Consider the following 22,580-nt stretch of genomic DNA (forward strand, 5'->3'; position numbering starts at 1 on the left):
CCGCCCAACGGCTCCGTGGTCAAGCTTGCTAGCGATTTTCGTCAGAGAACGCCAGCGAAACCAATGAGACCTCCGGCAACTAACAACCATAGCGGGTTAAGCCGCGTGGCAAACGCCAAAACGGCGACACTCCCGGTCACCAGAAACGCCGTCCAACTGGTATTGGAGGTGAACAGCAGAACCAGCCCGCTGGCGCTCATTAGACCGATTGATAGGGGGACGAGTGCCGCCTGCACGATTCCGGGCCATCGTGCGTTGCCCGAACGCGAAAGCAACTGGCTGACATAATAAGCAAACACAGCTGTCGGCCCGCACATCGCCAGCGTTGCGACCAATGCGCCCATGATGCCGGCAACCTGATAGCCGATCAGCGTTACAATGAGAACATTCGGCCCCGGCGACAGCTGCGAGATCGCAAACACGTCGGCGAACTGCTTGTCGGACATCCAATGGTTTACCTCGACTGCGAGCCGATGAATCTCGGGAATCGCCGAATTGGCGCCACCGACAGCAAAGAGTGACATCAGCCCAAACGACCAGGCCAGCGTAAACAGTGATCCGGAGCCAGTATCGCTCATGCCGCGGCCCGTCGTCGCATCAACATGGTCAGGGTGACGCTGATGGGTATCGATACCAGAAGGACGGTCGGCAACGGCCATCGCATCACACCAACTGCGACGAAAACGGCGACCAGCAGCGCCAAACTGACCGGGTCACGCTTCTTCAGAAGCGGCAGCATCATTCGGAAAATCACAGCGAACAGCAGTCCGACCGCAGCGCAAGATACGCCGGCCAGTGTGCGCCGCAGCGCTTCGATATCCCCAAAGCGTGCATATAAAATTGCCAGGACGGTCACGATGACCACGGGCGGCCCCAGCAATCCCGCAAAGGCTGCAATGGCGCCAGGCACACCGCGAAACCGTGACCCGAACACCACCGACAGATTGACGATATTCGGCCCCGGCAAAAAATGGCAAAGCGCAAAAGTCTCGTTGAATTCCTCGGGCGTCATCCAGCCATGCTTCTCGACGATTGCCCGGCGGGCCCAGACCAAGACGCCACCGAAACCGGCCAGGGACATCTTCGCAAAGGCGAGAAATAGCGTCAGCAATCCCGGCGGCGAGGCCGACGCGAGTTCCGCGATGGGAGCATCGGCCTGTGGTGAACTCGGATGCATGGTCCAGAACTAGGGCCATCCGGCAATTGGGCCAACCGATTTTCGCCTGTTTCCACGCCAATCGGCAGTTGAAATTGCAGCCCGGCTGTATCGCGTCCAATCTACGTCATATATAGAGAGCGCCAGCTTTCCGGCTGCTGACCTCGGGTCTCCGCCGGGATAGGATGGATGATGACGCGAGTCGGCTCCCGGCCTCGCTTTTCACTCCATAGATGGCCACGACCAAGACAAGCGACGGAACCGACCGATGGCAACCGATCATATTCGATACGATGTGCTGGCGCGCGACGCCCTTCGTGGCGTGCTGCGCCGCGTGCTGATCGACGCTGCCGAGCATGGCCTACCCGGCGAGCACCACTTCTTCATCACCTTTGTCTCGACCGCGGATGGCGTCAAACTATCGCCGCGCCTGCTGGCCCAGTATCCAGAGGAAATGACTGTGATCCTTCAGCATCAGTTCTGGGATCTGGTGGTCACCGAAGATCGTTTCGAAGTTGGCCTGTCCTTTAACGGCATCCCTGAGCGCCTCGTCGTGCCGTTCAACGCCATCAAGAGCTTCTACGACCCTTCTGTGCAGTTTGGCCTGCAGTTCGAAACCGAGGCCGCCGCCGAGACCCCGGCTGCCGGTGCGACGTCCGCAGCCACTGCGGCGTCCGCTCTGGCCGCTCCTCCAGCTCCACCCGTAGCCACGCCGGAAGAGGAGCCGCCGAAACCGGGCGAAGGTGCAGAAGTCGTCCGTTTAGACCGCTTCCGGAAAAAATAATCGCAAGACGTTGTAAGGTGCCGGGGCCGCGTTCGCGCGGCCCCATTCTTATGCGCCACCTCTGCCAGAATTCCCCGCAGGGACCGCGGCATCGCAAGGACTGTACCCATGGCAAAATCCTCCAAGACCTCCGCCTCCTCCGCCACCCGGACCGAAACCGACAGCTTCGGTCCGATCGAGGTCGCAGCGGATCGTTATTGGGGCGCGCAAACGGAACGGTCGCGACAGAATTTCAAGATCGGTCACGATCGTATGCCGACACCGATCATTCGCGCGCTCGGCATCGTCAAACTGGCAGCGGCCGAAACCAATCGCGAACTCAAACTTCTCGAGCCCAAGCTTGCAAAAGCCATTGTGAGCGCAGCGCGCGAAGTCATCGACGGGAAGCTGGATGATCACTTCCCGTTGGTCGTCTGGCAAACGGGCTCCGGCACGCAGACCAACATGAATCTCAACGAGGTCATTGCCAATCGTGCGAACGAACTTCTTGGCGGTGAACGCGGCGCCAAGAAGCCTGTGCATCCCAATGACCATGTCAACATGAGTCAATCGTCCAACGATTCGTTTCCGACTGCGATGCATATTGCGGCGACGCAGGGTATTGTGGAGTACCTCATCCCCGCACTAAGCGAGCTACATGCTGCGTTGCGCAAGAAGGAAAAAGCCTTCGCGAAGATCGTGAAGATCGGACGCACGCATACACAAGACGCGACGCCGCTCACGCTCGGGCAGGAGTTTTCAGGCTATGCCGCACAGATCGAAAGCGGCATCAAACGCTTGCGAAGCGTCGTGAAGGATCTCTACCCGCTCGCCCAGGGCGGAACTGCAGTCGGGACCGGCCTCAACTCCAAGCCTCGTTTTGCGAAGTTGTTCGCGAAGCACGCAGAAACAATCACCAAGCTCCCTTTCATCACTGCACCGAACAAATTCGAAGCACTCGCATCAAACGACGCCTATGTGTTTGCACACGGAGCGATCAACTCGGTTGCAACGGGTCTATTTAAGATTGCAAATGATATCCGGCTGCTCGGCTCCGGCCCGCGTTCGGGACTTGGCGAATTGCTACTTCCGGAGAATGAGCCTGGCTCATCGATCATGCCTGGGAAGGTGAATCCGACACAATGTGAAGCAATGACAATGGTATGCTGTCAGGTATTCGGCAACCACACGGCAATTACGGTGGCCGGCAGCCAGGGTCACTTCGAACTCAATGTTTACAAGCCGGTGATGGCCAATTGTATGATGCAGTCCATCCAATTGATTGCAGACACTGCGCGATCCTTCACAGAGCACTGCATCAATGGAATCCGCGCCGATGAAAAACGAATTCAAGAGTTGATGGAGCGATCCTTAATGTTGGTGACTGCACTCGCACCGAAAATCGGCTATGATAACGCGGCGAAGGTCGCGAAGGTTGCTCATGCAAACGGAACGACTCTGAAAGAGGAAGCGCTGCGGCTCGGTTTTGTTAGTGCTGCAGAGTTCGATGTTCTTGTTCAGCCGGTCAAAATGATACACCCTGGGTGAGTAAGAATTTTGCTCACAGCTTGTTGAGAATAACTCCAGAAGGAAATAGTTATAATTTATATCTGCTAAATGGTTAGAATGGTCTCATATCAGACACGTTTTTCCTTGTGATACAGCAGAAGGTGATCCGGTTACGCTTCGTAATTGATTTCATTTTTCTGCGGAGCTTGTTTGGAACTACGGAGAATATTTTTAGGATGGATACCGAAACTAAATTCACCCTCGTCTCGTACAACTACTGGATGGTGAAGACGACGTTTCCCGCCCCATCATTTTTTTAAAAGACAGGAGCGATCATGGGTGACCTGATCAATCTCAATCGCTTCAAGAAGCGCACTGCACGAGAGGAATCAGCAAAACAGGCTGATATAAACCGTGCGCGCTTCGGACGGACTAAATCCGAACGAACATTGCAGGAGCAACGCACAGTCCGTGCGAACACCATGCTGGATCAGCACCACATCGATGGCGAGGACGCATCATGAAATCGCCCGTAGTTAAGAGATCGATCGTTGTTGCGGGTCACAAAACCAGCGTGAGTCTCGAAGAGGCGTTCTGGAACGGCATGAAGGAGATTTCGAACCTTCGCGACATGACGCTTTCAGAGCTGGTTGGTGAGATCGACACAAACCGTCAGCAGGGCAATCTATCATCCGCGATTCGGCTGTTCGTGCTCGATTACTTCCGTACACGTGCCGTTCCGCAACAGCGGATGCCGGAGCACAATCTGTCGGCATAAACACAACAGATCTTCAACGAATCCCTTCGCTGTCGGTCGTGTTTGTTTGCTGAGTCATCGTCAGAACGTCGGTCGCGCTGAGCTCGCGGCCGGCGGTGTCAGCATGAGTGGAGGCGCGGGCCTCGGCCTTGGCGTGCGCGCAGCGCCAGGCGCGGGACGCACTTCGATGGGCGCGGGAAGCGGCGCCACCTGCTGACTCGCGACTGGCGGCACGGCGGAACGAGGTGCCGCGGGCTTTAGCGTGGAACGGCGCGGATCTCGACTGGGAAGTACCACATCTGAGGGCGCCGAGGCCGTGGGCGGATCGATTGCCGGTATCGGTGTGTCGACAGGCAGTGAGGCGGACGGCGCGGGAACACCGATGGGCACAGCCGTCGGTGGCAACTCACCGCGTTCGAGTGAATCAAGCCGACGCGTCTCGCGATCGATCGCGCGCACCGCAAGCCAGGATGACAACGCCGCCACATCGAGCGTGCGATCAAGTTTGTCCGGTGTTCCCACCGCAAAGATCTGAACTTCCGGTCGAACGCTCGACGTCCCCGCGGCCGTGCCGGTCAATGTCGCCCGCATATCCACTTGGTCGGCGACGATATCATAACCTCCGGACACGACCGCACGCCCTCCTTCACCATCGAGTGTCGTCGCACCAACGCGCAGGCGGCTATCCTTGATACTGAACGGAACCTGCACCGAAGATACGGACAATGCACCGGCGGCGATCCCCGTATCGACGATCTGGCGCAACTTGGCGTCATTCGTGGCCTGCCCGGAATCGCTGGCGCGAATGGCAGTGTCGAACGCTCGTGGGTCGAGACCGTTGATGCGCGCCGCGTCGATCGTCAGCAATCCGCTGCCGGACAATGCGCCTTCAAGCGCCGAGGCGCTGCGGCCTTGACTGGCCAGCGTCATCCGCAGCGACGTCTTGCCCGCGGGCATTGCCAGTAAGCGATAGCGCAAGGCTGCTCCGTCTACGCCGGAGAATTGCACGCGGGCCCCAAGCGAATATCCGGTGGTCGCAGGCTTGAGATCGACGTCAGCCGTGATTTCGCCGCCACCAACAGACCCTTTGATCGTATCGATCATCAGCGTCTGGCCGTCGCTCTTCACGATGCCGCTGACAGGACGCAATTCAACACCGCCAGGCAACATCCCGCTCAGCGCCTGAAACGCCAGCTGACCGCGCCATCCTTGCAGTACTCCCCGCCCAAGCGGGTCCGTGGCGTCGCGGCCTCGCGTGCCCACAGCGAGACCAAAGGCGGGCCCAAGTTCGATGGCATCCATACCGATCTGCCCGTCGATGGCTTTCTCGGCGCCGAGGGTCAATGCAATACGGCCGCGGACCCGCGAGCCAGCCAGCGTGCTGTCGATATCTTCCAATGAAACCTTGTCACCGTTCAATGTGAGCCGCGATGACAGGCTCACATTCTGCGCGACCGCATCCGACGGCTTGAGAGCAATCAGCGGCGCCAGATTGGCGCGACGTATCGCAAGCGCGAGCGATGCTTTCGGTGATCCCGCCCAAGGTTCCGCACTGCCCTGAACATCGGCATCGACGTCCGCGCCGGACAGTTTTGCCGTGACGCGCAATGGCGTGCGCCATTGCCCTTTTGCCGATCCTTCGAAATATACGATGGCATCGCTTGCAGCGATCGCATGACTCAGACCTAGCAATGCAAGAAGTTGTCCGCCCTGCCCGGCCAATTTGGATTCGAGCAGCACATCACTGCGCGACAGCTCATTGAGATCGACGCCACGCATCGCCGCGATGGGAGGAGATGCGGTCAGCGTCGTCGTCCCCTTCACTTGCGGCGCATCGATATCGAACACGGCGCGCACATTCGTGTGATCGGCGCGTTGTTGATCCTTTGTCAGATCGAGCGACAGTTTGACGCGAACCGCGCCGGGCGCCGCCGCCATGGAGTTGAGTCTTGACGCAACGGACGGCGCCAGCGGCGCGAGCATGTTGCTGATCTGACTCATCGACGCGGATGTGGCGTTGAGTGTCAGTCCGCCCGTGGCTTCCATGCGATCGAACGAAGCACGGCCGTCGAGCATCAGACCAGTGGCTTCACCGACTTTGAAACGATCGACCGAAATCATCTTTGGGGTGTAGGCCAGTTGCGCCACAAACGGGCGCATCTCCTGCCCGGCTGACACAGCACGCCCGATATCGAGTGACATCTGCCCTGCATCTGGCCACTCAGCCTGCGGTTCGCCAAGCGATCGGATCAAAGCCACCGCCGCGTCGAGATCGAGCCGGTCGGCCTTCAGGTCGGCATCGAAGCGGGAACCGCCAGCGGCTGACGGATACGAATATGCGGCACGACCTTCGACCGTTCCACCGTCGATCTCCGCCTTGAGTGCCTCGATGGCCACGCGATTGGACATCGAAGTAATATTGCCGCGAATGCGTAGCGGCTTCTGATTGCGCAAGCCGATGTCGGTTCGGCCCTTGAGCCACGCAGCAAGCGTATCCGGATCGGACGACTCGACCGCGATGGCGCCCTTGAAGCCATCCGATGTACCTGGCTGTGCTGCGCCGCCACTCAACGTGACGCGGGTCGCGCCTGGCGCGCGGAACTCAAGACGATCGACCGTCCAGGTAGCTGCGTCACTGCGCAGGTCAGCGCCGATATTCTGCACGGGCTTTCCGCCGAGCATGATCTGCTCCACGCCAATCTCGATCTGTGTCGCCAAGGGCGCAGACGGAATGCTCGCCAGCAGCCTGCGTAGCACCGGCAACGGTGTGACGGCATCGTTGGTCGCTTGATCCCTGGAGAGCAGCCGATCGGCATCAAGCTGCTTTGCCGATAGCACCGCATGAAGCAGCGGCGATGCGCCAAAGTGCATGTCGGCGAGACCAGCAAATCTGAACGCGGTGTCCTCCGCACCATAGCTCGCCTCGAGCGCTTCCATGTGAGCAGCCGCCGGATCGGCCTTGATCTTGGTGAAGACGCGCCAGGGCGTCGCCGGTTGATCGCCCGCGCCGTTCGCCTTCAGGCCGGCCGGGCTTGCGAGAGTCAGTGCACCATCGAAGCGTGGCGTGCGATTGTCGAAGTTGAGAACGCCATCGAGATCGACGGACAAGGGCTTCTCGCCGGGGTCGACGGTGAAACGAATGCGCGTCCCGTTGCCGTCACCGGTCGGCCCGGAGGACAAACGGAACGGATAGCGCGCGCCCGACAACAGGAAATTGCCATCACCGCGCATGGCGCCGGCCGCCAATGAGCGGACATCGCCGCTGAAGGCAACGTCGTAGAGTTCGAGCGTGCTCTTGCTCGCAGCATCATGGAGTGCGGCGCGGCCGGTGACGTTCAACCGGTCTATCGCCAGCGCGCCAAGATTGAACGGCCCGGTAGAGGCTGGAAGTTCAATACGCCCCTGCGCATTGAGGCCGAGATCGACCGCAGCGCCGCCGATGGTGAGTTCTGTCGCGCGCCATTCGCCGCGCATCAACGAACTCAGGCTGAATTCCACGTCGAGATTGTCTGCCCGGATCCTGCCAAGATCATTCGGGCTGCCCACAGTGATCGACTGCAGCCGCAGCGAAGGCGCTGGCAGCAACCGCGCCTCCAGCCCGCCACCCACGCGAACAGGCGCGCCAACCACGCGCGTGGCTTCCGCCTCGAATTGAGGGCGAAACTGATTCCAGTCGATGAAATAGGGCCCGACCAGAGCAGCAACCAGCGCCAGGATAAATGCAATCGCTAGGCCGAGCAGTGTCGTCTGCACCGAATCTCCCCTCGAACGTTCCAGCGAAATGTCCACCGCCTGCCAGGCAAAGCGCATTGCAGCGCACTACCGGGCAATACGCCTTACAGACGTTGCACGGCCACGCTGAAATACGCGGGAACGCATCTATTTATAGAGCCAACTGTGGCGAAGTCACAGCACGCAATACATGGCCGGATCAGCCATCCAATGCCATCCACTCGCGGCAAATCGCCCGGCTTCGATCAAATCGAAGCACCCTGCTCCAACGGTTTTGCGCCGCCATGGGCGCGGTGCAAACGTCCGGCTACCGCCCTCACCTTGCCTGGCGAAGCCATCCAAACCGCGAAGGTTGCGAGGAAGCTGACTGCTATTCCAAGAGCAAATGCGGGCGTATAGGTGCCGAAATGGTCGTGCAGAACGCCTGTCACTAGAGGACCGGCAGCGCCGCCGGCCAGCGCCGCCAGCATGAGCGTGCCGAAAATGCTGCCGAAATGCTCACCCTGGAAAATCTCGGAAACCACGGCGCCCATGATCGACGTCACGCCGTAGCCCAGCAAGCCCTGCGAGATCACCATGACATAAACCAACGCCAGGCTCGGCATAAATTCCAGCGCAATCAGGGACGCAAAGCAGATTGCGAAACCGACACCGCTGACGGTCCAGATCCATTCACGGCCGATGCGATCGGAGAGATGACCGAGAAAAATCTGACCGGGCACACCGAACAGGCTGACCATGCCGAGCGCCCAAGCGGCGACACCCGGCGTGAAGCCGATATCGAGCAGATATTTGGTTTGATGAACCTGAACTGCGTACCAAGCATACAGCCCGCCGAACAGGCCAAGCGCCAGCCACCAGAACCGTGTCGTGCGCACGGCGCGCGCCAACGTCCAATCGATACTGGCCCAGACCGGATCGACCACATTGGATATATGCTTTGTCGACGATGTCGGCGCCGGATCGCCATCCGGCAGCAGCCCCATATCCTGCGGGCGTTTACGCAGCAGCAGATTGATCGGCACCAGTACAACCAGCACCAGGAGCCCCACGGCCGTGCAGGCGGCGCGCCAGCCGGTCTGCTCGATCATCACCTGCACCCAGGGCAGCACCGTCACCGACCCGATGCCGACGCCGGCGAATGCGAGACCGACCGCAAGGCCGCGCTTGCGGCTGAACCAGTTCGGTAGAAACAGCGATTGGCCGGAATAGCCAAGGCAGACGCTGCCCGCTCCGACCAGAACGCCTATGGTCAGGTAGAGATGCCATGGCTGCGTCGTCAGCGGCGCCAGCAACAGGCCGGCAGCCATCAGCACGGTGCCCAGTTCCATCACCGCGCGCGGGCCGCCGCGGTCCATCAGCTTGCCCATCAGCGGGCTCATAATCGCGGAAATCAGGAAGCCGAATGAAAAGGCGCCGGCGGTGACGCCACGGTCCCAACCGAACTCCTGGAGAATTGGCGGGAAGAACAGTGAGAACGATGTCCGCGCATTGACCCCGATGGCCATGGAAACGAACGTAACGGCAACGATGACCCAACCATAGAAAAACGGCAGCCGCATCGGATGATGCCTTTTTTATTGGACGCATTCTGCGTCAAAGCTTTTCGATCGCATCTTCCGTAACCGAAAAACGCAATCCATGCTGGTATATAATTATATCTACAACTTTAAAATTTTTAAGAATAGTTAAGCATTGTTGCTGCTGCCGAGTTTTCCCGTCCGCATTCGACCTGACCGGATGCCGCAACCTTGCGTCACGCCTCCGGCAGGATTTTTCCCGGATTGAAGATGTTGTCGGGATCGAGTGCCTTCTTGAGCGCCCGCATGGCGTCGAGCGCCTCATTGCCCAATTCGGCCTGCATGTACTTTTGCTTGCCCTGCCCGATGCCGTGCTCGCCCGTGCAGGTCCCCCCCATCGCCTGGGCCCGTTGAGCGAGACGATGCATGAAGTCCTCCGCGCGGGCGACCTCGTTGGCGTCATTGCGATCGCACACCATCGAGCAGTGGAAATTGCCATCCCCGACGTGACCGACGATCGGCGCCAGCAGACCCAGCCGTGCGAGGTCTTCTTCCGTCGCTGCAACGCATTCGGCGAGTTTGGAGATCGGCACGCAGACGTCGGTAGCCGCGACGTCGGAGCCCGGCCGCATGCTCTTCACCGACCAGTAAGCATCGTGCCGGGCCTGCCAAAGCTTGGTGCGATCCTCCGGCTTTGTCGTCCACGAAAAATCGCCGCCACCGCATTCCAGTGCGATCTCGCGGAAATTTCGCGACTGCTCGGCGACATCGGCCTCGCTGCCATGGAATTCCAGCAGCAGCAGCGGCGTCTCGGGCAGCGTCAGTTTCGAATAGGCATTACAGGCACGCACCTGCGCCTCATTCAGCAACTCGATCCGAGCAACGGGAATGCCGGTCTGAATCGCGAGAATCGTCGCCTGACAGGCGCCCGCCACCGTGGCGAACGAACATGATGCGGCAGCCATGGTTTCAGGAATGCCGCGCAGCTTGATGGTCAGCTCGCTGATGATACCCAATGTGCCCTCGGCGCCGACAAACAGATGCGTCAGATCGTAGCCAGCCGAAGACTTCTTCGCGCGGGTGCCGGTCTTGATGATTTCACCATCAGCGCGCACGACCTTGAGTGCGAGCACATTGTCGCGCATCGTTCCGTAACGCACGGCGTTAGTGCCGGAGGCGCGCGTCGACGCCATGCCGCCAAGCGACGCATCGGCGCCGGGATCGATCGGGAAGAACAGGCCCTGATCGCGCAGATTTTCGTTGAGCGCCTTGCGCGTTACGCCCGGCTGAATCACGCAGTCAAGATCTTCGCTATGTACTTCGAGGATATTGTTCATGTCGCGCATGTCGATGCAGATGCCACCGGCCGGCGCATTGACCTGCCCCTCCAGCGACGTGCCGGTGCCGAATGCGATCACCGGAACTTTGTTCGCTGCACAAATCCGGACTACGTCCTGGATATCCGCAGTTTCTTGCGCGAACACGACGCCATCCGGCGGCTGGTTGGCAAGCCAGGTCGTGGTATGGCCATGCTGCTCGCGAACCGCCTGCGACATCACCAGTCGATTGCCAAAACGCGCCGTCAGCGCTTCAAGCGCCGTGGCCAAGGCCTTCGGCTCCGGTCGTTTCAAATTGTTCGCAATGGTAGCCACAGCAGTCCCTCCGACGCGGCGGGACCGTGGCAAAGGTTGTATAACGGGTCAAGAGACGTGAGAGCGGGACAGGAATTACCGATGACTGAGCCAACCAACGATCTGCTGCAGCACCCCGTCCCTTTCCGGGCGCATGTCATGCAGATCGAACCGCAATGGATCGACTATAATGGCCATCTCAACATGGCCTATTACAACGTGCTGTTCGACCGGGCGATCGACGATCTGTGGCTCAAGATCGGGATCGGTCCCGAATATATGAAGGCGCGCAACAACTCGACCTTCACCGCCGAATGTCATGTTCGCTATGTCAGGGAGATCCATCTCGGGGATCCCGCGCAAGTGTCGATCCTGGTTGTCGCCGCGGACGACAAGCGCATTCACACCTTCAAGGAGTTACGCCATGCCACCGAGGGATGGCTATCGGCGACCTCAGAGAACATGACGCTCCACATGGACATGACGGCCCGCAAGGTTGCGCCGTTTCCGCCTGATATCGGCGCCCGCGTGCAGGCGCTGGCCGATGCGCACCGATCCGTAGATCGCCCCGAGGGCATCGGCCGATCAATCGGGATGCCCTCGAAGAAATAACCGTGTTGCGCCGTTTCCGCCTGATATCGGCGCCCGCGTGCAGGCGCTGGCCGATGCGCACCGATCCGTAGATCGCCCCGAGGGCATCGGCCGATCAATCGGGATGCCCTCGAAGAAATAACCGTCAGACGCGCGTGCGACCGCGGACGAGGCCCACAACGGCCGAGATCAGGAACAGGACGATGGCGATGAAGAAGATTGCCTTGGCGATTTCGATGGAAGCGCCGGCGATACCGCCGAAGCCGAGAACGCCGGCAATGAGAGCGATAACGAGGAAGGTAACGACCCAGCTGAACATGACACAAACCTCAGTTTTTGGCTTTTGACGCGGCATTCGCCGTCGCGCTTGATGCTGAAACAAGCCGGGGCAGGAACGAAAGTTCCCGACCCATGTACCGGCCTGCATCAACGAAATGAGAGCGTCCAGGCGTGCCGGACCGCGCATTACATGGGCCTCATGCGGGGATAAGTCTGTCGCCAGACGACCGCTGCTCCTATATGCCGTCCTATCCTGCTAAGAAGGCTCCCCTTTAAGGCCCCGCGGTGCCAACGTGGGCGGAATACGATTCGCATGAGTGACGCACGCAAAATGGCCGCCAACGATCTCCCTGCCTACCAGCCGGCGGCGGGTGGCATTGGCGCGCGTGCCCGCGCTGCTGCGGCGCCAGCGGCACAATATCTGAACGGCCTCAATCCGGAGCAGCGCGACGCCGTCGAGACGCTCGACGGCCCTGTTCTCGTGCTCGCGGGTGCCGGCACCGGCAAGACCAAGGTTTTGACCTCGCGGATTGCCCATATCCTCAATACCGGCCGCGCTCGGCCGGGTGAAATCCTGTCGGTGACTTTCACCAACAAGGCCGCGCGCGAGATGAAGCACCGCCTCGGCATCATGCTCGGTCAGGCCGTCGAGGGCATGCCGTGGCTCGGCACCTTCCACTCGATCGGCGGCCGCATCCTGCGTACCCATGCCGAACTCGTGCAGTTGAAGTCGAACTTCACGGTGCTCGACACCGACGACCAGATCCGGCTGCTCAAGCAGCTCTTGCAAGCCGACAATATCGACGACAAACGCTGGCCGGCACGGATGCTGGCCAACTTGATCGACGGCTGGAAAAATCGTGGCCTCACCCCATCGCAGGTGCCATCGGGCGAAGCCGCCGTGTTCGGCAATGGCAAAGGCGGCAAGCTCTATGCCGCCTACCAGGATCGGCTGAAGACGCTCAACGCCGCGGATTTCGGCGACCTCCTGCTGGAATGTATCCGGCTGTTCCGCGAGCATCCGGATGTACTGAAACAGTATCAGCAGCGCTTCAAGTATATCCTCGTCGACGAATATCAGGACACCAACGTCGCGCAGTATCTGTGGCTGCGGCTGCTGTCGCAGGCGCCGGGGCAGCGTGTACTGCCGGAAGCGGACGCGCCATCGGCAGACAGCAAACCGGCCGTGCCGCTCAAAAACATCTGTTGCGTCGGCGACGACGACCAGTCGATCTATGGCTGGCGCGGCGCCGAAGTCGACAACATCCTGCGTTTCGAACACGATTTTCCCGGCGCGAAGGTCGTCCGGCTGGAGCGCAACTACCGCTCGACCGGCCATATCCTCGCCGCCGCCTCGCATCTGATTGCGCATAACGAAGGCCGTCTCGGCAAGACGTTGCGCACCGAGGACGTCGACGGCGAGAAGGTCACCGTCACCGGCTCGTGGGATTCCGAAGAAGAAGCCCGCGCGATCGGCGAGGAGATCGAACAGTTGCAGCGCGAGGGCAACAAGCTCAACGACATCGCGATCCTGGTGCGCGCCTCGTTTCAGATGCGCGAGTTTGAAGATCGCTTCGTTACGCTCGGCCTGCCCTATCGGGTCATAGGCGGCCCGCGCTTCTATGAACGTGCCGAGATCCGCGACGCACTGGCCTATCTGCGCGTGATCAATTCGCCGGCCGACGATCTCGCCTTCGAGCGCATCGTCAATGTGCCCAAGCGCGGCCTCGGCGATGCCACGGTGCAGATGCTGCACGACCATGCCCGTCGGCGCCGCATCCCGCTGTCGGAAGCCGCGCGTCAGGTCGTTGATACCGACGAGATGAAGCCGAAGGCACGCGGCAGCCTGCGCGACCTGATGATCAGCTTCGAACGCTGGCGCAAGCAAAACGAAGTGATGCCGCATACCGAGCTCGCCGAGGTCGTGCTCGACGAGAGCGGCTACACGGATATGTGGCAGAAGGACCGCTCCGCCGACGCCGCTGGTCGCCTTGAAAACCTCAAGGAACTCGTGCGCTCGATGGAAGAGTTCGAGAACCTGCAAGGATTCCTCGAACACATCTCGCTGGTGATGGACCGCGAAGGCGGAGCTGACGAGGATGCCGTGTCGGTGATGACGCTGCATTCGGCCAAGGGGCTCGAATTCGACAACGTGTTCCTGCCCGGTTGGGAAGAAGGCCTGTTTCCGCATCAGCGCGCGCTCGACGATCAGGGCCGCGCAGGATTGGAAGAAGAACGCCGCCTCGCCCATGTCGGCATCACCCGCGCACGCCGCCGCGCCAAGCTCTATTTCGCCACCAACCGGCGCATCCACGGCACGTGGAACACGACGATGCCGTCGCGTTTCCTCGACGAGTTGCCGGCCGCCAATGTCGAGATCACGGAATCCAAGGGCGGTTCGGGCTGGGGCGGTGCCGGCGGCTACGGCGCATCGCGCTTCGATAATGTGGAGTCCTTCGGCTCAAGCTATTCGACGCCCGGCTGGCAGCGCGCTCAGGCCAACCGCTCGCGCGGCGGCGGACAAGGCGGCAGCGGCTTCAGCGAAGGCCAGTCGCCGTTCGGCGGTGGATCGTTCGGTGGATCGTCGTCGCGCAATAAACGGCCGATGACCATCGAAGGCAAATTGATTGCAAAATCCACCGGCACGGAGTCGGACTTCGCGCTACAGGATCGCGTCTTCCACCAGAAGTTCGGCTACGGAAATGTGACGAAGATCGACGGCAACAAGCTCACGATCGTCTTCGAGAAGGCGGGTGAGAAGAAGGTGGTCGACAGTTTCGTGGAACGCGTCTGACAATGCCGGTCTATATTGCGCTCATTCAGGAGGACGCCAGCGGCACCTTCAACGTTTCCTTTCCCGACCTGCCCGGCATCGTGACTGCCGGCGACACCCTTGATGAAGCGATCGAGGAAGCCGAGGAAACGCTCGAATACGCCGCCGGCGACTGGCGCAATCCGGACGGCTCGACAGGCCTTCCGACACCGCGCACCATCGAGCAATTAACCAGCGACCCTGCATTTGCCGATGCGGCCGACGGTGGTACCATTGTCGAGATCGACTACGAAGCCGCAGAATAGCCCCAAAATCGCCTGTTCCGCGATTGCGCTGGCGCATTGCCATTCCTATGTACGCACCCCGCGCCCGACAAAGCCGTTTCGGCTGCGCCGTTCGTGTGTCCCGGTATGACCGCCCGGTCCTCTGCCTTCCCCTTTTCGAACGATCATATCGCCGATGTCCCCCATCATTTCCGTTTCCAACCTGACCAAGAGCTATGCCTCGGGCTTTACGGCCTTGAAGGGTATCGACCTCGACATTAATCGCGGCGAGATTTTCGCGCTGCTGGGGCCTAACGGCGCCGGCAAGACGACGATGATCAGCATCATCTGCGGCATCGCCAATGCCACCTCAGGCAAGGTCATGGTCGATGGTCACGACATCGCCCGGGACTATCGCGCCGCGCGGTCGCTGATCGGCCTGGTACCGCAGGAACTGCACACCGACGCCTTCGAATCGGTCTGGGCCACGGTCAGTTTCAGCCGCGGTCTGTTCGGCAAGCCGAAGAATCCGGCGCTGATCGAGAAAATCCTGAAAGACCTCTCGCTGTGGGACAAGAAGGACAACAAGATCATGACGCTGTCCGGCGGCATGAAGCGCCGCGTGATGATCGCCAAGGCACTGTCGCACGAACCGCAGATCCTGTTTCTCGATGAGCCCACTGCCGGCGTCGACGTCGAATTGCGCAAGGGCATGTGGGAAGTCGTGCGCACGCTGCGCGCTGCCGGCGTCACCGTCATTCTCACCACACATTACATCGAAGAAGCCGAGGAGATGGCCGACCGCATCGGTGTCATCAACAAGGGCGAGATCATCCTGATCGAGGAAAAGACCAAGCTAATGGAGCAGCTCGGCAAGAAGCAGCTGAAGCTGCATCTGCAAACCAAGGTCACGGAAATCCCGGCAAGCCTCGCGCCCTACAAACTCGAGCTCGCTGCCGACGGCAATCAGCTGATCTACAGCTATGACACCAAGAGCGAACGCACCGGCATCACAAGCCTGCTCGGTGACCTCCGTGAATCCGGCATCCGCTTCTCCGATCTCGACACCACGCAGAGCTCGCTCGAAGACATCTTCGTCAGCCTGGTGAGGAAGTAACATGAACTTCAGGGCTGTCCGCGCGATCTATCTGTTCGAAATGGCGCGCACCTGGCGTACCGTGCTGCAGAGCATCGTCTCGCCGGTGATCTCCACCTCGCTGTATTTCGTGGTGTTCGGCGCCGCGATCGGCTCGCGCATCACCTCCATCGAGGGCGTCAGCTACGGCACCTTTATCGTGCCCGGTCTGGTGATGCTGTCGGTACTCACGCAGAGCATTTCCAACGCCTCGTTTGGCATCTACTTCCCCAAATTCACTGGTACGATCTACGAATTGCTGTCGGCGCCGGTGTCCTATGTGGAAGTTGTGCTTGGCTATGTTGGCGCCGCCGCGACCAAGTCGATACTGCTGGGCCTGATCATTCTGGCCACTGCCGGACTGTTCGTGCCACTGCACATCCTGCACCCGTGGTGGATGCTGACCTTCCTGGTGCTGACGGCAGTGACGTTTAGCCTGTTCGGCTTCATCATCGGCATCTGGGCCGACGGCTTCGAAAAGCTGCAGGCAATTCCGCTGCTGGTGGTGACGCCGCTGACCTTCCTGGGCGGTAGCTTCTACTCCGTCAGCATGCTGCCGTCGGGTTGGCGGACCGTCACGCTACTCAATCCGGTCGTGTATCTGATCAGCGGCTTCCGCTGGAGCTTCTACGAAATTTCGGATGTTAGCGTGGTGTGGAGTCTTGCGGTGACCTTCATGTTCCTGGTGCTCTGCATGTTCGCCGTCTGGTGGATATTCAAAACCGGCTACAAGCTGAAGAACTGAAATCGCTGATAACAAAAATGGCCCGGTTTGAACCGGGCCATTTTCATTTCAAATCAATGACTGCTTAGCGATAGCAGCGGAATTTGCCATGGCGGTTGTAATAGCCGCGGCACTGTGTCCGTCGGCCTTCGGGAATTCCAAGCACACCCTTCACGCCGCCCACGGCCGCACCGACGCCGAGGCCAACTGCCCCACCGACCACACCGCCGACCGGTCCGGCAGCGCGATTGCCGTCACGGTAACCTTGGTTGGCACCCTGTTCACCACCCCGGAAAACGCCCTGCGCCTGCGCAAAATGCGGCATGGCGACCAGAGCCAGCATGCCCGCGGCGAATGCCAGGCGGGTCTTCATCGACGAACTTATCGGCAACACAGTGGTCTTAACGGTCATCTGGAGCTTCCCTCTGAGCGGCAAGAATTCGCCGCTTGCGATTGTGGGAGGGCAACGCGCGACCCAGGAACCGGTTCCATCTGCCGCCAATAGAAGCTTCCTATCGCGCACCGGCTCCGAAGCCGGAGCCGTCTTTCGGCCCGTTCGCCGCCTTGGTGCCGCCTAGCCCGAACATTAAGGATGCACGAAACTGTCACTGGCACCCGGGCGACCCGATATGCATATTGGGAGTGGGACGGCAGGCGGTACAACAGGTTGCGGCCCGGAGGCCAAGCAAGATGCGTTCGTTTTATATGACCCTTGCGGGTCTCGCTTTTTTCGCCGCCACCAGCACTGCGCAAGCCAAGATTGCCATCACCGTCGACAAGGATGCCCAGCAGCTCACCGTCGTTCAGGACGGCGTCGAGAAATATCGCTGGCCGGTGTCGTCAGGCATTCCCTCCTATGAGACCCCGAATGGCAGCTTCCAGACATTCCGTATGGAGGAGGATCACTTCTCCAAGGAATTCGATGATGCACCGATGCCCCATGCCATCTTCTTCACGAAGAAGGGCCACGCCATCCACGGCACCGATTCCGTGAGCCGTCTGGGCTCGCCGGCCTCCCATGGCTGCGTGCGACTGTCGCGCGAGAACGCCGCGACCTTGTTTGCCATGGTCAAGGCCGACGGAGTGCTCAACACTACGGTTACGCTGACCGGCTCCTCGCAGGTCGCCCTTGCCCGCAACCCGCGCCCGGCGAAGCCGTCTGCCGTCGCCCGCCGCGATATCGCTCCTGCCTCACCATCCTATGACGCCGCCGGCAATCCCATGGATCTCACGCCCCAGGCCGTGGCACCAAGCCGCCGTGTCGCGCGTCAGGTCCAGCCCGCGGATGATGATCGTTACATCTATCCGGCCGATGGCAATGACGGTCAGCGCTATCCGGCCCCTCCCGGTTATCGCCGCATGACCGAAGCCGAGACGCAGCAGTATTACGCCAATCGCGGCTATTACAGCCGGCAGTATCCGCCGCAAGCCTACGCGCCGCGGCCTTATCAGCCGCGCGGCTTCTTCGGCGATTACTGAGGGTTAGTTGTCCCCGTCCCGTAGCCGGCGCCACACGGCGCCGAGCACGTTGGAATAGTCGTCGGTCCAGACCCGTTGATTGTCGTTCGCCTCGGTCAGGGCCCATTGCGATGACGTCGCGATGGAGCCGACGTCGGTAGCGTCATGGGCTGAGATGACCACATTGGTCGAGAAGATATATTCGTTGTCGCGGCCTGAATCCTCGGAATACACCCAGCTCTTCATGTCATTCGCATCGGCGATGCCGACGACGACGCTGGCGAGTTCGAGATGCCGGTTCGAAACATGCATGACGACCGCGCCCTGCGGGGCGAGCTTTTCCTTGTAGATCTCCATCGCCTCCTCGGTCGCCAGATGGATCGGGATCGCGTCCGACGAATAGGCGTCGACGATGATAAGGTCGTAGACGCCGTCAGGCTCTTTCGCGAAGGTCAGCCGCGCATCGCCGATCACCGGCTTGACGTCCGGCTCACACTTCTGGATGTAGCTGAAATATTTCGGATCCTTGGCGGTATCAACCATCGACTGGTCGATCTCGAAGAACTTCCAATCCTCGCTGGGCGCTGACGCACAGGTCAGTGACCCCGAGCCCAGCCCGATCACCGCCACGCGCAGCGGCGCTCCCTTGCGCGCACGCATGGCCGTGATGGCCTGCCCGATGCCACCGTCCTTGTAATAATAGGAGATCGGCTCCGGCCGTCCGGTGACCGGCGTGCCGTCGTCGTTGAGATACTTCTCGGCGCCGTGAATGGTCGTGCCGTGCATCAGCACGTGATACTGCCCGTTCGGCGTCACCACGATCTTGTGCACGCCAAAGAAACTGCGCACGGTTTCAACCCGGCCATCATCCGCCGGGTAGAAACGGATCAGCGCCAGAGCGAGGGCAGCGATCGCCAGGAGCTTCAGCCGATCGGCGCGCAGCAGGATCGCCGCGATGATGCCGACAACGGCAACGGTGCTGACCACATAGACGCGCTGGGTATCGATCCAGGTAAACAGCTTGCCGGTCGTATAGCTCGGCACGATCAACGCGATTGCGGCAACCACGAGCGCGATCCAGTACCAGCGCGCCCAGCCGGAATAGCGTTCCGGCAAAGACGGCCGGCACAGCACGGCCAGTGCAATCAGGATCGGATATTCAGCGATCCACGAGAATGTGAACGGCGCGATCAGGCCGGCAAACAGACCACCGACCATGCCGCCGAATGAGAGCGCGACATAGTAGCCTGTAAGATACCGGGCTGCCGGACGCTGCCGGGCCAGCTCGCCGTGGCAGGCCATGGCGATGATGAAGAAACATAGCAGGTGACCGCCTAGGGTCAGCAGCAAGTTCTGCTCGCCGCCGACCGCAAGCAGGACAACCACGCCGGCGATCGCTAGCGGCTGTAACGTCAGAATCCGCCTATGCGGCAATAGCGGTCGCGACTGGAACACCAGCACCCAGGTCAAGAGATACAACGACAGCGGCAGCACCCAGAGCAGCGGCGCGGCAGCGACGTCCGTCGAGATATGCGCGGTGACCGCGATCAGCAGGCCGGATGGGACAGCCGCGAGGAAGATCCAGCGGGCACGCAACGCCCAGCTCGGCGCCGGCGCGTCGACGACATCAGCACCCGGCGCAGCGACGGCAACCGGCGGCGACTTCAGCAGCAACACGCCGCAGCCGGCGATCAGGAGGATCAGCAGGCCATAACCCGATGTCCAGATCACGTTCTGCGTCCGCAGCGAAAACATCGGCTCCAGCAGCACCGGATAAGACAGCAGCGCGAGGAAGCTTCCGATGTTGGAGGAGGCATAGAGAAAATAGGGATCGTGCCCATTGGGATGACCCGTGCGCACGAACCAGGCCTGCAGCAGCGGATTGTTCGCAGCGAGCGCAAAGAACGGCAGACCGATCGACACCGCGAACAGGCCGAGCAGCCAGAACGCATAGCCACTCTCCGGCGGCGTGCCCCAGCCCGATGCGATGGACAGCGGCAGCGTCAGCAGCGCAACAACCAGCAACAGGAGATGAACGACGATCGGCACCAGCCGGCTTCGCAATTGCATCAGGTAGTGGGCATAAGCGTAGCCGCCGAGCAGCAACGACTGGAAAAACACCATCGCCACCGACCACACCGCCGGCGACCCGCCGAGCCGCGGCAGCACCATCTTGGTGAATAGCGGCTGCACCGAGAATAAAAGGAGTGCGCTGGTGAAGATCGCCGCGGTGTAAACCACCAGAAGGAGCCGATTGCGGGAGGCCGAGTTTGGGGCGGCGACGGGCTGCGACGAACTCATGAAGGCTCCAGCATATTGCGCGGCAGAAAAGCGAGAATCCGGCCGGTAACCGGCAGGCGGGAATGGAGCATATGGCACCGTTTCGGGCAATGCGCGCTAACTATGGACCCACAATCGTGATGGGCGGCCTTGTGCCGCGCGCGCGCCTCTTCGATAAAGAGGGCCCTATTTTCGTTGACGCGTTTTCTTCATGCGAACCGGTCGCCACCTCGCGCGAAAACGCTCTCACAGGCTTTGTTGAAGCGGACATGTCAGACACCGACGTTTTGATCATCGGCGCCGGCCATAACGGCCTCACTTGCGCGGCCTATCTGGCCATGAGCGGGCTGCGCGTGAAGGTCGTCGAACGCCGCCATATGGTCGGCGGCGCTGCCGTAACGCAGGAGTTTCATCCCGGCTTCCGCAATTCGGTCGCGGCCTACACCGTCAGCCTGCTCAATCCGCAGATCGCCTCTGATCTGAAGCTCGCCGAGCACGGCCTGCGGATCGTCGAGCGCAAGGCGCAGAACTTCATCCCCGCGCCGGACGGCAGCTATCTCCTGACCGGCGAAGGCCGCACGCAGCAGTCGGTCGCCAAACTCAGCGCGCGCGATGCCGAGCGGATCGGCGCGTTCTCGTATGAACTCGAGGTCATCGCCGATGTGCTCAGGGATTTCGTGCTGCGTTCACCGCCGAACGTCATGCAAGGTTTCGGTCTCGGCGCGATCAACGAAGCCATCAATGCGCTCGGCACAGCGAAAATTCTCAACGCCCTGACCATCGAACAGCAGCGCGTATTGCTCGATCTGTTCACCTGCTCCGCCGGCGATATGCTCGACGACGTGTTCGAGCATGATCTGGTCAAGGCGCTGTTCGGATTCGATGCCGTGGTCGGCAACTATGCCAGTCCCTATGCGGCGGGTTCGGCCTACGTGATGCTCCATCATGCCTTTGGCGAGGTGAACGGCAAGAAAGGCGTCTGGGGTCATGCCATCGGCGGCATGGGCGCGATCACACAGGCCATGGCCGCCGCGGCACGATCGCACGGCGTGCAGATCGAACTCGACAATGGCGTGCGCGAAGTGCTGGTCGAGCGCGACAAGGTCGTCGGCGTCATCCTCGACAACGGCGAAAGCATCCGCGCCAGATATGTCGCCTCCAACGTCAATCCAAAGCTGCTCTATACGCGGCTGATGCCGGTGGATGCGCTGCCCAAGCCGTTCCTGGATCGTATCAGCAACTGGCGCAACGGCTCCGGCACATTCCGCATGAATGTCGCGCTGAATGCCCTGCCCTCATTCACCGCATTGCCCGGCAACGGCGATCATCTCTCGGCCGGCATTATCATCGCGCCGAGTCTCGACTACATGGACCGCGCCTGGCTGGATGCGAAGCAGCACGGCTGGAGCCGCCAGCCGATTGTCGAAGTGCTGATCCCCTCCACTCTCGATGACAGCCTCAGCCCACCGGGCCAGCACGTCGCCAGTCTCTTTTGCCAGCATGTTGCGCCGACACTCCCCAACGGCGCATCGTGGGATGACCATCGGAACGAAGTCGCGGACCTGATGATCAAGACCGTCGATGACTATGCACCGGGCTTTGCCGCCAGCGTGATCGGCCGACAGGCGCTGTCACCGCTCGATCTGGAGCGCGACTTCGGCCTGCTCGGCGGCGACATCTTCCATGGCGCGCTCTCGCTGAACCAGTTGTTCTCGGCCCGCCCGATGCTCGGCCATGCGGATTATCGCGGGCCGCTGAAGGGGCTCTATCACTGCGGCTCCGGCGCGCATCCCGGCGGCGGGGTCACAGGTGCCCCCGGTCACAATGCGGCCAAGGCGATCCTCAGGGACCACCGGGCGCTGTTCGGTTGAGGACATCCTGTGGATAAGCCTGTGGACAGGCGGTGGATGAGTCCTGAACAAGCCTGTGCGGAAGCTCGGGAGGACGGGGGTATAATCGGCTCATAACCCTGTGCGCAGCCGCTGTATCGCCCCTGTATCCCCGCCGGT

General features: G+C 60.8%; 19 protein-coding genes. 11 read left to right on the forward strand and 8 right to left on the reverse strand.

What is annotated here, in order from left to right:
* Positions 1–41: 41 nt before the first annotated feature.
* Both CIW50_RS19860 and CIW50_RS19865 read right to left on the reverse strand, forming a co-directional pair.
* On the reverse strand, positions 42–578 hold the full coding sequence (locus tag CIW50_RS19860) for a chromate transporter (RefSeq protein WP_149533105.1): 537 nt from the start codon (positions 576–578) through the stop codon (positions 42–44).
* Positions 575–1,177, reverse strand: coding sequence for a chromate transporter (locus CIW50_RS19865; protein ID WP_149532923.1), 603 nt, complete (start codon positions 1,175–1,177; stop codon positions 575–577). Before CIW50_RS19865 ends, CIW50_RS19860 begins: the two co-directional genes overlap by 4 nt.
* A 247-nt stretch (positions 1,178–1,424) precedes the next feature.
* On the opposite strand from CIW50_RS19865, the gene CIW50_RS19870 reads away from it, so the two are divergent.
* From CIW50_RS19870 to CIW50_RS19885, 4 genes are all read left to right on the forward strand, one after another.
* Positions 1,425–1,940, forward strand: a complete 516-nt coding sequence (locus CIW50_RS19870; RefSeq protein WP_149532924.1) for an SspB family protein — start codon at positions 1,425–1,427, stop codon at positions 1,938–1,940.
* 108 nt (positions 1,941–2,048) lie between these two features.
* A complete protein-coding gene (gene fumC, locus CIW50_RS19875; protein WP_149532925.1) occupies positions 2,049–3,467 on the forward strand; it encodes a class II fumarate hydratase in 1,419 nt (472 codons plus the stop codon).
* 296 nt (positions 3,468–3,763) lie between these two features.
* The gene (locus CIW50_RS19880; RefSeq protein ID WP_149532926.1) at positions 3,764–3,952 is read left to right on the forward strand and encodes a DUF4169 family protein; all 189 of its coding nucleotides are present in this window, start codon (positions 3,764–3,766) and stop codon (positions 3,950–3,952) included.
* Entirely contained in the window at positions 3,949–4,206 is a 258-nt protein-coding gene (locus tag CIW50_RS19885; protein ID WP_068734045.1) for a ribbon-helix-helix domain-containing protein, read from the forward strand. Before CIW50_RS19880 ends, CIW50_RS19885 begins: the two co-directional genes overlap by 4 nt.
* A gap of 60 nt (positions 4,207–4,266) precedes the next feature.
* On the opposite strand, the gene CIW50_RS19890 is transcribed toward CIW50_RS19885, so the two are convergent.
* The 3 genes from CIW50_RS19890 to CIW50_RS19900 form a co-directional block, all read right to left on the reverse strand.
* Positions 4,267–7,938: an AsmA family protein gene (locus CIW50_RS19890; protein ID WP_149532927.1), complete on the reverse strand. Its 3,672-nt coding sequence runs from the start codon at positions 7,936–7,938 to the stop codon at positions 4,267–4,269.
* A 224-nt stretch (positions 7,939–8,162) separates the two neighbouring features.
* Entirely contained in the window at positions 8,163–9,479 is a 1,317-nt protein-coding gene (locus tag CIW50_RS19895) for an MFS transporter (protein ID WP_149532928.1), read from the reverse strand.
* Between the two features lie 194 nt (positions 9,480–9,673).
* Positions 9,674–11,089 (reverse strand): FAD-binding oxidoreductase, encoded by a 1,416-nt coding sequence (locus tag CIW50_RS19900; protein WP_149532929.1) that lies wholly within the window; start codon positions 11,087–11,089, stop codon positions 9,674–9,676.
* A gap of 81 nt (positions 11,090–11,170) precedes the next feature.
* Between CIW50_RS19900 and CIW50_RS19905 the strand changes: the two genes are divergently transcribed.
* Positions 11,171–11,680 carry a thioesterase family protein gene (locus CIW50_RS19905; RefSeq protein WP_149532930.1) on the forward strand — a complete coding sequence of 170 codons (510 nt, stop codon included), beginning with the start codon at positions 11,171–11,173 and terminating at the stop codon, positions 11,678–11,680.
* Between the two features lie 124 nt (positions 11,681–11,804).
* Here the strand turns inward: CIW50_RS19905 and CIW50_RS19910 are convergent, their stop codons facing one another.
* Positions 11,805–11,978 carry a DUF1328 domain-containing protein gene (locus tag CIW50_RS19910; protein WP_115033412.1) on the reverse strand — a complete coding sequence of 58 codons (174 nt, stop codon included), beginning with the start codon at positions 11,976–11,978 and terminating at the stop codon, positions 11,805–11,807.
* A 273-nt stretch (positions 11,979–12,251) separates the two neighbouring features.
* On the opposite strand from CIW50_RS19910, the gene CIW50_RS19915 reads away from it, so the two are divergent.
* From CIW50_RS19915 to CIW50_RS19930, 4 genes are all read left to right on the forward strand, one after another.
* Positions 12,252–14,732 (forward strand): ATP-dependent helicase, encoded by a 2,481-nt coding sequence (locus tag CIW50_RS19915; protein ID WP_149532931.1) that lies wholly within the window; start codon positions 12,252–12,254, stop codon positions 14,730–14,732.
* A 2-nt stretch (positions 14,733–14,734) separates the two neighbouring features.
* Complete coding sequence (locus CIW50_RS19920) at positions 14,735–15,016, forward strand: type II toxin-antitoxin system HicB family antitoxin (RefSeq protein ID WP_149532932.1); 282 nt, start codon at positions 14,735–14,737, stop codon at positions 15,014–15,016.
* 154 nt (positions 15,017–15,170) lie between these two features.
* Entirely contained in the window at positions 15,171–16,091 is a 921-nt protein-coding gene (locus tag CIW50_RS19925) for an ABC transporter ATP-binding protein (RefSeq protein WP_149532933.1), read from the forward strand.
* Position 16,092: 1 nt separating this feature from the next.
* Entirely contained in the window at positions 16,093–16,854 is a 762-nt protein-coding gene (locus CIW50_RS19930; protein ID WP_149532934.1) for an ABC transporter permease, read from the forward strand.
* A gap of 64 nt (positions 16,855–16,918) precedes the next feature.
* Here CIW50_RS19930 and CIW50_RS19935 read toward each other — a convergent pair whose 3' ends face one another.
* Complete coding sequence (locus CIW50_RS19935) at positions 16,919–17,245, reverse strand: hypothetical protein (RefSeq protein ID WP_149532935.1); 327 nt, start codon at positions 17,243–17,245, stop codon at positions 16,919–16,921.
* Between the two features lie 278 nt (positions 17,246–17,523).
* Here CIW50_RS19935 and CIW50_RS19940 point away from each other — a divergent pair, with 278 nt between their 5' ends.
* Complete coding sequence (locus CIW50_RS19940; RefSeq protein WP_149532936.1) at positions 17,524–18,312, forward strand: L,D-transpeptidase; 789 nt, start codon at positions 17,524–17,526, stop codon at positions 18,310–18,312.
* 3 nt (positions 18,313–18,315) lie between these two features.
* Here CIW50_RS19940 and CIW50_RS19945 read toward each other — a convergent pair whose 3' ends face one another.
* Positions 18,316–20,592 (reverse strand): spermidine synthase, encoded by a 2,277-nt coding sequence (locus tag CIW50_RS19945; protein WP_149532937.1) that lies wholly within the window; start codon positions 20,590–20,592, stop codon positions 18,316–18,318.
* A 248-nt stretch (positions 20,593–20,840) separates the two neighbouring features.
* On the opposite strand from CIW50_RS19945, the gene CIW50_RS19950 reads away from it, so the two are divergent.
* The gene (locus CIW50_RS19950) at positions 20,841–22,442 is read left to right on the forward strand and encodes a phytoene desaturase family protein (RefSeq protein ID WP_149532938.1); all 1,602 of its coding nucleotides are present in this window, start codon (positions 20,841–20,843) and stop codon (positions 22,440–22,442) included.
* Positions 22,443–22,580: the final 138 nt, after the last annotated feature.

Source organism: Tardiphaga sp. P9-11 (assembly GCF_008329525.1).
GTDB lineage: Bacteria > Pseudomonadota > Alphaproteobacteria > Rhizobiales > Xanthobacteraceae > Tardiphaga.